General features: G+C 45.3%; 14 protein-coding genes and 1 pseudogene. 9 read left to right on the top strand and 6 right to left on the bottom strand.

Features of this window, described 5'->3' with window-relative positions:
• The 7 genes from ACE1CM_RS46950 to ACE1CM_RS46980 form a co-directional block, all read left to right on the top strand.
• The coding region (locus ACE1CM_RS46950) for a Uma2 family endonuclease (RefSeq protein WP_374886513.1) at positions 1 to 589 on the top strand (589 nt) is incomplete at its 5' end.
• 331 nt (positions 590 to 920) lie between these two features.
• Complete coding sequence (locus ACE1CM_RS46955; protein WP_374886514.1) at positions 921 to 1,850, top strand: hypothetical protein; 930 nt, start codon at positions 921 to 923, stop codon at positions 1,848 to 1,850.
• 128 nt (positions 1,851 to 1,978) lie between these two features.
• The gene (locus ACE1CM_RS46960; protein ID WP_374886515.1) at positions 1,979 to 2,434 is read left to right on the top strand and encodes a hypothetical protein; all 456 of its coding nucleotides are present in this window, start codon (positions 1,979 to 1,981) and stop codon (positions 2,432 to 2,434) included.
• Between the two features lie 9 nt (positions 2,435 to 2,443).
• Positions 2,444 to 3,406, top strand: coding sequence for a DNA polymerase III subunit delta (gene holA, locus ACE1CM_RS46965; protein WP_374886516.1), 963 nt, complete (start codon positions 2,444 to 2,446; stop codon positions 3,404 to 3,406).
• Complete coding sequence (locus tag ACE1CM_RS46970; RefSeq protein WP_374886517.1) at positions 3,403 to 3,888, top strand: hypothetical protein; 486 nt, start codon at positions 3,403 to 3,405, stop codon at positions 3,886 to 3,888. The genes holA and ACE1CM_RS46970 overlap by 4 nt, the downstream gene beginning before the upstream one ends.
• Before the next feature lie 104 nt (positions 3,889 to 3,992).
• Entirely contained in the window at positions 3,993 to 4,424 is a 432-nt protein-coding gene (locus ACE1CM_RS46975) for a hypothetical protein (RefSeq protein ID WP_374886518.1), read from the top strand.
• A gap of 134 nt (positions 4,425 to 4,558) precedes the next feature.
• Complete coding sequence (locus ACE1CM_RS46980) at positions 4,559 to 4,786, top strand: hypothetical protein (RefSeq protein ID WP_374886519.1); 228 nt, start codon at positions 4,559 to 4,561, stop codon at positions 4,784 to 4,786.
• 80 nt (positions 4,787 to 4,866) lie between these two features.
• Here ACE1CM_RS46980 and ACE1CM_RS46985 read toward each other — a convergent pair whose 3' ends face one another.
• The 5 genes from ACE1CM_RS46985 to ACE1CM_RS47005 form a co-directional block, all read right to left on the bottom strand.
• Positions 4,867 to 5,208 carry a DUF86 domain-containing protein gene (locus ACE1CM_RS46985; RefSeq protein WP_374886520.1) on the bottom strand — a complete coding sequence of 114 codons (342 nt, stop codon included), beginning with the start codon at positions 5,206 to 5,208 and terminating at the stop codon, positions 4,867 to 4,869.
• Positions 5,195 to 5,536 carry a nucleotidyltransferase family protein gene (locus tag ACE1CM_RS46990; RefSeq protein WP_374886521.1) on the bottom strand — a complete coding sequence of 114 codons (342 nt, stop codon included), beginning with the start codon at positions 5,534 to 5,536 and terminating at the stop codon, positions 5,195 to 5,197. The genes ACE1CM_RS46985 and ACE1CM_RS46990 overlap by 14 nt, the downstream gene beginning before the upstream one ends.
• Positions 5,537 to 5,587: 51 nt before the next feature.
• The gene (locus ACE1CM_RS46995) at positions 5,588 to 8,383 is read right to left on the bottom strand and encodes a pentapeptide repeat-containing protein (RefSeq protein ID WP_374886522.1); all 2,796 of its coding nucleotides are present in this window, start codon (positions 8,381 to 8,383) and stop codon (positions 5,588 to 5,590) included.
• Positions 8,367 to 8,705, bottom strand: a complete 339-nt coding sequence (locus tag ACE1CM_RS47000) for a CU044_2847 family protein (protein ID WP_374886523.1) — start codon at positions 8,703 to 8,705, stop codon at positions 8,367 to 8,369. Before ACE1CM_RS47000 ends, ACE1CM_RS46995 begins: the two co-directional genes overlap by 17 nt.
• 420 nt (positions 8,706 to 9,125) lie before the next feature.
• Positions 9,126 to 9,572 carry a hypothetical protein gene (locus ACE1CM_RS47005; RefSeq protein WP_374886524.1) on the bottom strand — a complete coding sequence of 149 codons (447 nt, stop codon included), beginning with the start codon at positions 9,570 to 9,572 and terminating at the stop codon, positions 9,126 to 9,128.
• 242 nt (positions 9,573 to 9,814) lie between these two features.
• Between ACE1CM_RS47005 and ACE1CM_RS47010 the strand changes: the two genes are divergently transcribed.
• Both ACE1CM_RS47010 and ACE1CM_RS47015 read left to right on the top strand, forming a co-directional pair.
• A complete protein-coding gene (locus tag ACE1CM_RS47010; RefSeq protein ID WP_374886525.1) occupies positions 9,815 to 10,381 on the top strand; it encodes a hypothetical protein in 567 nt (188 codons plus the stop codon).
• Positions 10,382 to 10,431: 50 nt separating this feature from the next.
• Positions 10,432 to 11,346 (top strand): DUF4351 domain-containing protein, encoded by a 915-nt coding sequence (locus ACE1CM_RS47015; RefSeq protein WP_374886526.1) that lies wholly within the window; start codon positions 10,432 to 10,434, stop codon positions 11,344 to 11,346.
• A gap of 195 nt (positions 11,347 to 11,541) precedes the next feature.
• Here the strand turns inward: ACE1CM_RS47015 and ACE1CM_RS47020 are convergent.
• A pseudogene (locus tag ACE1CM_RS47020) lies at positions 11,542 to 12,022 on the bottom strand (hypothetical protein); the annotation flags it as partial.

Consider the following 12,022-nt stretch of genomic DNA (forward strand, 5'->3'; position numbering starts at 1 on the left):
AAAGCTCCTAAGTTTTGAAACATTTTTGGAGCAATATCGTGACAATCCCCGCTATGAACTCGCTGACGGAGAATTAGTTGATAGGTCACCTACCGGGCCTCACGAAACCGTGGGGGGTAAACTGGCAACTCAAATCGGCATCGCCATCACGGAAGAAAAACTCCCCTGGTTCATTCCCCGCACTTGTTTAATTCGTCCTTTCGCAGACGCAGCTACCGCCCGCCGTCCCGATATTGTTGTGTTAGATGAAACCGTTAAGAGCAGCGAACCCTTATGGGAAAGAGAAGCTGTGATTACTCTGGGAAGAGCGATCAAATTGGTGGTAGAAGTTGTCAGTAATAACTGGGAAACAGATTACGCCCGAAAAGTTGAAGAATATGCTCTTTTAGGAATCCCTGAGTATTGGATTGTTGATTATCGTGGCTTGGGGGGAGTGGCTTTTATCGGTAAACCGAAACAACCGACTTTCACTGTTTGTCAACTGATTGACGAAGATTACAGCCAGCAACAATTTCGTCTCGGTCAAGCGATTATTTCTCCTCTGCTAAAGAGCTTGCAACTTCGCCTTGATGATATTCTTCCTCGTTAGGCGCTCCTCTGTCGGGAACCTTGAAATTGGCTTTGGCGAATATGCTGGATGATGAGGATGTGCTAAATTTAGCTTGTAAGATGGCAGTAGCGAGCGTATGATGAAAGTTGAAGTGTCATTACCCAGTAGTAGCCTTGGTGTCTTGATGGCAGATTCCAGTTCTTCGTTAACTTCCGCCACGCCTCCTTCCAAATCTTCTTTCACAGGTCTAGTTCATTTAACTAACAACCAACCCCAAGCGACGAAGATAAGGAGGAATGCATCCCAGCTCCAACTATAGTTAGTTCGCTTTCCACTGGTTGATATCAAGTAATCTATTAGTAGCTTCTTTATGAGTAATTCTCGAGGAGATATTGATCTTGTAGGCCACAACATCATCTCCATCCCGGCGGAAAATGTTGGCCCTCTGCCCTCAATAGATAACATTATTGTCAAAGCTGATAGCCCAGAGAAACAGTGGATTGAAGACGTTACTCAACAAATCGGTGACTGGCGGGCAAAGCTTCGGAGTACTTATATTCGCTGGGCGCTGTCAATCAATAGTTTACATATAGCAGCAGAAAAATATGCCGCTCCAGAATGGGCAATGCGTCATAAGTTTGTTGTAACCTCCCTTCGTCCTGATGACGATCAAAACATAAATCCTTGTGTAATTGCAGAATGGGATGGTTTAACTGCATCTGATGCACATCGCAAAACTATACCAATGTTGACGGCATTCGGAATTATTGACCTGTATGCCAACCTTGAGGAAGTTATCTTTGCCTTATACCGTACATATCTAAACTATCACCCACAACAACTTCTTCAGGGAAACGAGTTTAGAGAACTTCGCCGCCTAAAACGTGAAGCAGAAGCGGATTCTCTAAAATGCAAAGCTTGGAAAACAGCTTGGCAAAAACGTCTTAATGATTGGCAAAGGAAAAAAATTTATGATGGGCTTGGTCAAGTGTTAAAGGGATTTTGTAATACCGCAGGTATTAAGACCCCATCAACCGGGAAACAAACTACGGTTGAAACATGGGCTGAGTCTATTGATATAGTAAGCTTCGTTCGTAATGCACTTATTCACGGTGAAACGATAGTTTCTGAAGAACTCGAAACTCTATGTACTAAGCCCTATGCATGTGCATTTGATTTCAAAAGTGGAGAACCTCTTGTAATTAAACTTTATCACCTGCAAGGAGTAGATTTATTCTGCGAGCAGTTGCTAAGTGCGCTTAATATCTCACTATGTGAACTGGCCTACAAGCAAAATTAACCTTTAATTATCCAGCGCTCATAGCTAACTTATAATAATTATTCGTATGTATTAAAATAAAATAAACTCTCTATGTTGTGAGCGCTGACGCGCAAAAAACACTGCAAATTTTGTAATTCCACATATCAATGCCAGATCTCGAACTTGAAACATTTGAGGTCAATTACTTGCAATCCTCACCTGGTTTCCTAATTCGTCCTGTTGAACCGCCGCCCCAAGGTTTGTCTAAAGATTCCCCTCTGGATGGTGATTGGTTAGCCAAAGAATTTAGGGTTAATGGAGTCCCCTTACTCCTTCCGACTATTGCCGATCTTCCAATGGAATGCCCGTGGGGTAAAACCGGAGAAATATTATCGGCATTTCCCACATCAGTGAGACTAATTATTGCCAGCATAGACGTGGAAAAATTAGCTCAAATATCAGAGGAAATAGCTCAGATGACGGGCATCAATCCTCAGCCCAGTAACACTACATATAGGGCTGCACTTGGCACTCAACTACAGAAAACCTACCCAGAAACTCAGCCAAACTATTGGTTTTGGGTCATTAAAACCATACCTGTTTCACCATTTATCAGGGACTAAAAGATTACCATGCCAACTTACATCTACTGGGGTGAAGACGACTATCTAATTGAACGCAACATCAATAAATTACGGAAGCAAGTTGTTCATCCAGACTGGGAAAAATTCAACTTCTCCAGCTACCCTCCTACTGCAGATAGCTTCAACGCGGCAATGAATGAAATTCTAACGCCGCCAATGGGAACAGGCTCGCGCTTAGTGCTTTTGCCTAATTTTAACCTGTTAGCAACCATGAATGATTCCATGCTCTCTCAACTAGAGCGCACTTTGGTAAATCTGCCTTCAACCAATCATTTATTGCTAACTTTACAATCCAAGCCAGACAATCGGCTCAAATCTACAAAGCTGCTGATGAAATACTCCCAAGTCAAGGAGTTTCAACTTATCCCAGCTTGGGATACCCAAAAGTTAATTGATAGAGTCAGAGATGCTGCGTCTTTTCTATCCATCCCAATATCCACACCAGCAGCGAATCTTTTAGCCCTTGCAGTGGGAAACAACACCCGATTACTATTCAACGAATTGGAGAAGTTGAGTTTAGTTGCAATCGGGGAGAAAATTGAAGTTCACCACGTCCAAGATTTGGTTAGCATTACCACGACTACTACGCTTCAACTTGCTAGTGCTATTTGTACATCAGACGCGATCGCAACCACCCGGATCTTCACCACTCTTGTAAATCAAAACGAACCTGTTGTCAAGATTATCACTACCCTCACCACTCTATTTCGTACTTGGCTGACTGTCAAAGCGATGGTAGCAGAAGGTGAAACGGATAATCATGCGATCGCAACAGCAGCAGGAGTAGGAAATCCCAACCGCGTCTACTACCTAAAACAAGAAGTCGCCGCAATTTCCATTAGCAGATTAAAGCAAATTATGTACCAATTGTTACAGTTGGAAATCCTAGCTAAACAAGGTGGTACTGAGTCACTCTTCACCAGCCAAATTATTACTCTTTGCACCCAATGAGCATTTTACAATTCTTTCCCGACTCTGGTGACCCCACAGACACAACTGGGATAGCAGAGAAAGCTACTTTTGAACCATATTTTGATGCGATCGCCGGTCAATCAACAGCTATTAAGCTACTGGAAAGAGCGATATCAACGAACAATCTACCAAACGCCTACCTGTCCGCTGGAATAGACGGTGTAGGCAAGCGAATGACTGCACGAAGCTTTATCAAAGTACTGTTCTGCCATTCGTTACCAACAGAAAAAGCAGACAATTGCTTGTCTCAAGCTGCTAATTACACAGATAAAGGTAGCTTAATTGGCATTCAAGGTGAACTCAAGCTAGATGAGTGGATCGACCTCACCACGGGTCAGCAACGAGTTAAACCTGTGATTCGGGTTAGCCATCTGGAGTTGCTTGGCTCCAACCCCAACTCTCACTCTAATTCTGACCACCAGGCAGAACAAACAGCTAACACTGCCCAAAACGATTTCTAATATTACCAAGCTCCTGAAAATATCCCTGCACTTTCTCAGAGTGTAGGGAGTATTTTTTTAGCGCTGAAGCGCTTGAGTTTTTGAACCGATAGAGGTAAAATACAATGAATAACGCACAACTAAGAGTCAGGATCGATTCCCTTCAAGCTTCCCATACTACTGATGGAACTTTGATGGTTTCTGGAGAAGCTTCTTTCAAGTATTACGACCGAGGGGGATTCCAAGTGCGTCCAATTCCGTTCCAGTCTTATGGGGAAGCAGCCGTTGCCCTCAATAATTCGGGAGTGGGTGCAATTCATGTTGTATCGGGTCGCCTCAACATTTTCAAGCCTAACGATGCCAATCCGAATCATCGAATGTTGTTGATTGTGGAAAGAACAATTCTTGTGGGTGGACAAGACGCTTCTCCATCGACTCCTGTTAATCCTGTCGTTCCTTTATCGCCGCTGACTTCTGCGGTTGACAGTCCTCCTGTGCCTGTCCCTGCTGTTAGTAACGGTAAAGCGATCGCACAATATGACAGCATTCCATTCTAGCTAATCTAAAACTCGGCATCAACCCAACCAACAGGTAGTTCCTGTTGGTTTTTTTCTGAAAATTGCGCTTAGTTATTAATATCTTTTTTGAGGCTCTGACGAGCAAAACGCCGTGAAGAATTGGGTAAAATCCCATGATTACTGTCACGGTTTCTCATAAAGCTGCTAACGTAGTCGGGAATCTCTCAAAGCGTGCCATCAAGACTCTTAAACAAGCTGATTTCTGCGTGGTTAAACAGGAAGGCGAGTGTGGATTTACTGGCAGCTTGACAATTCCCTTGGAACCGGAATCGGGTTTAACCTGGCAAGGAGTTAAGAGTTGTTTGGAAAATTCTGGCTATAAAGTTCGAGTGATTTGCTAGTTTTGTTATCTCAATCCTGGCACGACGTTGAGCGTGTCAGGATTATTTTTTCTTGAGCTTCTCGATTGAGCTTAGAATTATCAGTTTTCTGGAGATGGGAGAAGTGGTTCAAGCAAAGTTAGAAGTTCAGGAAGCCTACTTTGTACGACATCCCATATCACATCAAAATCAACTTGGTCGTATTTATGAATCAACACATCTCGCATTCCTGCTATATCTCGCCAAGGAATTTCTGGATGTTGCTGACGAAACTCCTGAGATAGCCGTTTGGTTGCTTCACCAATAACCGCGATCTGGTAGAGAATGGCTGATACTTTTTCATCATTAGCTTCCAGTTCAGCCCGACTTATATTGTCGGTGTAACGCAATATTCGTGTAACTGCTCTTTCGATATCAATCAGGGATTCGTTATCGCGTGGCATAAATCACTTGTGCTGAATTTAAAATATTTTGGCGACGTAACCAGTTCTGGCTTTTTTCTATGGCTGTCTTGACGATAAAATCAACTTCACGGGCGAACATTGCTTTCAATTCGTCTTGCATTTGTAGGGTTTCAGTCAAGCCTCGTTTAGCTTCGGGTGCAAAGGTCACTAACACATCAATATCACTATCAGGACGAAAATCTGACCGCAAAACAGAACCAAATACAGCAAATTCAATAATGTGCCAACGCTGACAAAATTCACTAATCGCTTGTTGCGAAACTCCCAACCTTCTATCAAGAAGAGTTTGTATTCCGACTGACATCATTGAAAAACCTCCGATGCTGCTGTTACCTTTGGACTGGAAAAAACGATTCCCTCATCTTCCCGCTTTCTCTTTCAAGCCTAGCTTTTTACGAAACTCTTCATCGTATTCCGCTTGCTGCCAATTTTTAGCAGATTTAACTTGTTCGGGAGTTAGGTTTTTAGCATTTGTAAAGTTGGTACAGTGGGGATTACCGTCAACTTCAACACATCTGAGGTCGGCATCGCTGAGGTCGGCACGGCTGAGGTTGGCAGGGCTGAGGTTAGCACCGCTGAGGTCGGCACCGCTGAGGTCGGCGCGGGTGAGGTCGGCAAGGATGAGGTTAGCACTGCGGAGGTCAGCACCGCTGAGGTAGGCATCGGTGAGATCAGCACCGCTGAGGTAGGCACGGCTGAGGTCGGCATTGCTGAGGCTGGCATCGCTGAGGTTGGCACCGCTAAGGTGGGCTTCGCTGAGTTTGGCATCGCTGAGGTCGGTACTGCTAAGGTCAGCACCGCCGAGTTTGGCACCGCCGAGTTTGGCAATGCTGAGATCGGCATCGCTGAGGTTGGCACGGCTGAGGTCGGCACCAGTGAGGTCGGCATCAGTGAGGTCGGCACCAGTGAGGTTGGCACCAGTGAGGGTGGCACCGCTGAGGTTGGCACCCCTGAGGTTGGCCTCGCTGAGGTCGGCACCCCTGAGGTCAATATTGTTCAGGCTGACGCCAAGTTTTACCAATTCTTGAAGTGCTAGGATTCTTGCTGAACTATTGACCTTTCCCTCTCCCTTCGCAGCATCGACAGTATTCCACAGTCGCCTTATTCTTATCTCTTTCTCAGCAACAATTCCCAGAAATACCGCTAAACCGAGGGGAACAATTAAACCAAGTCCAACAAACTTGATGCGATTACTCCGTCTTTGTCCTAAACTTTGTCGAATAAACACTTTAGCCAAATCCGATAACTTCAGATTTCCACCTTCCTCCTTCTGAAATACCCTCGCCTCAGCCAACACTTTCCCCACAAGCAAATAATCCTTCGCCTTCCCCCTATCTCGCCACCTCTTAGCAGCATCTTCAATTTCCCGTTTTTGAATCAACTTTTTACGATTCTTATTAATCCACTGACGTAACAAATCCCATTCCCGAATCAAAGCTTCATGCACAACCTCAACCGTTTCTTCCCCAGTTGCCTCATTGCGCCCCGTCACTACCAAACGCGCATCTGCTAACCCATCTCTGCGTCGAATCAACTCCCAGCATTCCTCACCCACCTCCCCACGAGTCGCCATCCGTCGGGAATCCTGCGTCCCTTCCCCCAGACGAACTAACTCTAAAAAAATCCGTTGTGCCTGTTTCTGCTCTCCCACACTCAGTTTGCCATAAACCGCTTCTGCATGATTGCTCAGTGCCTTTGCCACTCCCCCAATCTCTGAGTATGCCTGATGCGTCAATATTCCCCGACTCTGCTTTTCCCACAGTTGAGTCAGCGCAAACTCCAGCAACGGCAGGTTTCCCGGTTCCTGCTTCACATCATTGAGAATTCGCTCAGTCAGTTTCTCTTCCAGTTTCACGTTCATTTTCTCCGCTGGAAGCTCAATTGCTGCCTGCATCTCCTCCGCTTTCATCAGCGTGAGATTCTGTGCCGGGTACTTGTTTAACGCTTCTCCCAACGGCGGATAATTCACCACATAACTATAAAAATCAGCCCGTAGCGTCAACACCAGCGTAACTGTGCGAGAAGCTGACTCAACCGCAGCCAGCAACGCATCCACAAATTGCTGTTGCGCCTGGATATCCCGGCAGAGGGTATAAAGTTCCTCAAACTGGTCAACCACCAACAATAGCCGTTTGCCGGGATACCGTTCCAGAATGCTTGCCACCACCTGGGGCAGCGTCAACCCCTGCTTTATGTCCGCCATCAGTTCTTTTGCTCTTCCAGGCTGCTGAATTTCATCCAGTTCTGGCTTCAGCCACCGTACCAACGCCGAAGCAAGTCCATAAAAAGGTTCACTCTGAGGACGAAAAGACTCAATCAGCCAATTTCCCTCTTCTCTCAATTTGGGAATCAGTCCCGCAAATACAACTGAAGACTTCCCACTACCTGAAGGGCCAATTACTGCTACTAACTGCTGTCTTTGCACAACAGTCACTAGCTGTTGTGTGAACTTTTCGCGTCCAAAAAAGAACTTAGCATCCTGCTCTCGAAACGCTAATAAACCCCGATAAGGACAAGCGGGAATGGCTTGTTCGCCCAACTCAGGCCAAGCTTTAATTAGTACGTTCGCGGGAATAATAAAGGCAGCTTTGGTTTCCGGTCGTTTTGTTTCATTTGCTACTGCCATTCCTGCTACACCCTGTAGCTGTTCATCCCATATGGGCGCACCACTAAAACCAGGCTCTAATCTATAACCCCCTTGTTTGACATCTTCAAGCTGCACCCAACCACTGGCTAATTTGCCGCGTAACTCGCCAGAAGCCCAAACTCCATTGTGCTGCCCTGCTGGAAAACCCAAAACTCGAAAACGATGCCCCCACAATTCCTCTGATGTGACCAATTGAGCAGGTCTTGCAGCATCTGGGGCAGAATTCTCTAACTCCAATCCCGCAATATCTTCTGCAAACTCATCCGGATTAACAGGTCGCCAGAAAATCACCCTAGCTGTGAGCAACTGTTTCGCTGCTAGGATGGGGAAGTCCAAGCTGACTTTTTGATCGGGCATCTCGACAGTTTTTCTGTCAATTCCCAAAGCATCGGCTACCACATGGGCGCAGGTGAGGATGCGCTTTTGGGAAACTAAGAAGCCAGCACCAATAACACTTCCCCGATTTGAATAAATTCTGACCAGCGATGACTCAAGTGCTGCTGTCATTTTGTGACTTCCGTTGCCACTTCAGCGTAATTTCATAGTTGACTTCGCCATTGCCAGAAGCAATAACCGCCCCCAGTTCAGCGCTCATCTTAATGCCAAATTTGACCTCCACTCCATCAGCTGGATCGTTCAGACTACGCACCTTGGTCATAATCGCATTCGTTAGGGGCTTGACTTTTTCGAGGGCAGACTCGAAAGTTTGTTGAGCCTTTTGAGTGAGTTCATCGCGAAGACCGATGCGATCGTCAGTTGGTGCTGGCTCGTCCACTTCCACAAAAATGGAGTCGCCGCTTTCTAAAGGAAACTCGACTATGCGCTTCACACTGAGCCTCGTTGTCTTATTTGGGATGATGTAGTATATGATATCCCTATTTTCTTTTATCGCATATTGTCAGCCTGTCCCGCGATCGCCTGATACAGGGAACACCCCCATTTGGTTGGGGTTGACAGTGATGTGCGTAAAATTCATATCGCTTCAGATGCCATTGTGCAATTAAGCCCGATTCAACAAGCCTCAAAAGTGCGAAGTCTTCTAGTCCACAACCGGATTGTGCATTACAAAGAATGCGAGATGCGTTAGCGAAGCTGTCCGCAGGAATCGCTCCCACTCCCACCAAGTCAATCTAATTGAGAGTGGTACGGCTATCGCCATACTTCGCGATCCGCTAGGGCGCGCACAATAAGTGCATCAGCGCCGCTACCCTCACGCGATCCGCTAGGGCGCGCACACTTCGTGAACGCATCAAATCCCAGCTTCAATAAAAGCTAGATTCAAATCATCAACCAACCCCAATTGTTCAGCCCATTCTGTTAAGTAACCCCGTTCCAAATGCTCAGCTTGTACTTTCAGAATTCCCAAAACATCAGTCCATTGTTTTTGAGACTGAGACTGTTGACGCCAAAGTAGTTTTGCCAATATAACATCTTCAGGAGAAGCAATCCAAAACTGTTCAACACCAGCCGAGTCAAGCGCTTCTAATCGTCGCCTTGCCATTTTAGATCGGTCGAATTCAGTATTGGAATTAAGCACAATATCAGCATTCAATACTAAAGTCATGTGAGTGACGCTCAACACCCTCCCTCTGCCCTCTTGAATATCTTCTACCGCACCCGGAGGGCAATAAAAGCCAGCCGTTTCTAGTGCCTCAACTAACTGATAAATATTGTCCCGTATAAATTCAATTACCAAATCTAGTTATCCAGGAAACTGGCTAACTCAATCGCAATCAAACGCTGAAATTAACGCTCAAATCAATCGGCGCTGCGGAAAAAGATGGACACTTTCTAATTGGGTCTTTTCCCGATGGCAAGCCAATCAGAATCAACAAACTTAACCAATTCGATGATTTCAAGGGGGTAAAATTCGACGATACCCAACTGCGATCGCTTTCTCTAGAAATTCCCCAAACTAAAATCAGAGATGCCGTATTCTTGGACGGTGAATTGTTGGGCGTCTTGCACAAAAAGGACGAGAGAGAGGCGTTGGAAAACTTAGGACTGCTCAAATTTAAACAAACTACGTCTGTGCAATGCAACCTCAAGAGCAATTTCACGGTCAGTTTCCTGAAAATTGACCCCCAAACGGTTAAATATCCCGAACATTGGACAAAGGAAAGCCAAGCGTTTAACCAGACCCAGAAATTAACTCAAGACACCGTTGCCTGCCAGCTGCTAAAGTCTTTAACAGAACGTCCTACTCTGTTATTTACTTCATCTGAAGACAAGGTGTTAGGTGTGATGGGTCTTGCTGTTGATAACCATAAAGAGCAAGTCGTGCGACAGTGGTTAGAATTGAGGGGCATTGAATTTGTCGAAGTTTCTAAAGAAGAAGCTCAGTTAGAGACAGAAAAGGGTTTGACTGTTTTCCAACTTGCCACCAATACTATTGAACCAGAAGCCCTCCACATTCTTACAAGCAAGTTTGGTAAACCGTTAGAAGGATCGGACTATTTCCAGCAGCTTAAAGCCTTGCCGGATCGACCTGAGATTGGAGATTGAACCCCCTGAAATCCGCGTTCTCAAAACAGAGTTGATTGTAGAGCCAATTCGTGCTGATTCTCTCTCTCCTGAGAGCCGCTAACCGAATTCTACATCTAGAGTTTCAAACTTTACCTGTCTCTAAACCGCCACTGCCGTTGCGAATGCTTGATTATTCAGTTAGACTGAAGCGCAAATACGGATGTAGTGTGGAGCAGGTGGTTATATTCTTGCAGGAAACGACCAATGAAGTAGCTTTCACTGAAGAATATCGAGACGAGACAACAATTCATCGCTATCGAGTGGTGCGCTTGTGGGAACAAGACTCTGCACTATTTCTTGCTAATCCTGCCTTGTTACCTCTGGCAGTTTTAACTCAAAGTAGCTCACCCCAAGCGTTGTTACAAGAAGTTGCACAACAAGTTGCTAGCATTGAGGATATAGATCGGAGGCAGAACATCGCTAGTTGTGCTGGAGTTCTAGCCGGTTTAAGGTTTGAAGAAGATGTAATTCGTCAACTGTTTCGGGAGGATATGATGCAGGGTTCTGTAATTTATCAAAGTATTCGACAAGAAGGAAAGCAAGAAGGAAAGCAAGAAGGCTTACAGGAAGGGTTAAAGCAAGAAGCTCTGACAATAGCAGTGCGATTGCTACGGCGTCGTTTTGGTGAGATAGAAACACGAATCACTGCTAAGGTTCAAGCGTTATCTAGAAAGCAGTTGGAGGAATTAATAGAAGATTTATTAGATGTTTCTAAGATCGAAGATTTAGAGGCTTGGTTGGAGCAGCAGCAGCAACGAGAAAGAGAAGTGAATTTGATTGTCCGTCAACTCAATCGACGGTTGGGTGATGTTGAGCCAGCACTGATTGAACGGGTAAGGGGATTGCCCATCGCGCAGTTGGAAGCGTTGGGAGAAGCACTATTGGATTTTTCTGAAGTTGCGGATTTAGTGGCTTGGTTGCAGCCGCTACAGCAAGAGGAATAAGGCAAGCTTGGTGTTGCATCTCTTGAACAAATTCATCGGGGTTTTTGCGAAGAGCAGAAAATGCAGTTTCTGGTAGTTGGATAGAAATAGATACCATTTGATTTTGCCTATTTTATAATTAATAAATCATCGTCATTTCTGGCAGTATATTATAGCATAAATTGTCCTCTTGTATGTTTACACGCACATACTCGATTAATGCGACAAGTAACCTTGTCGATAGCCTTGACGTCTTAAAGACTTGGCACGGCTTTTCGACCACTGCCGCACTGGGGTGATGGGTGGAATATCAGCGAAGGGTTGTGCGATCGCCGATTGCTGCGTTATCTGAGCCAAAACATTACCAATAAATCGGCAACAGCGGTGAGGTTGACTCACAACTTGCTCTTCACAAAATCGAATTACAACCCAACCTGCTTCTACAAAAAAGCGATTTCGGTAGTCATCTTTCCCCGCAAAGTGAATCAACGTACCATCCCTAGCCATCGGTTCATCAAGTTCGACATCAATGTGTAAATTTGTTATTGGTTCGCGAATCAAATAATCCACTACAAAAGGTCGTTCCTGTCCTGGTACTATCACCTGCTGCTGAGGATAAACCCAGTCTTTGAAGTAATAATTTAAGTAACCTAAAAATTCTTTTTCCGATACGCCACAGCGCACGTCACCCATCCCA

This window comes from Microseira sp. BLCC-F43 (assembly GCF_041929235.1).
In the GTDB taxonomy this organism is placed as follows: domain Bacteria; phylum Cyanobacteriota; class Cyanobacteriia; order Cyanobacteriales; family Aerosakkonemataceae; genus Microseira.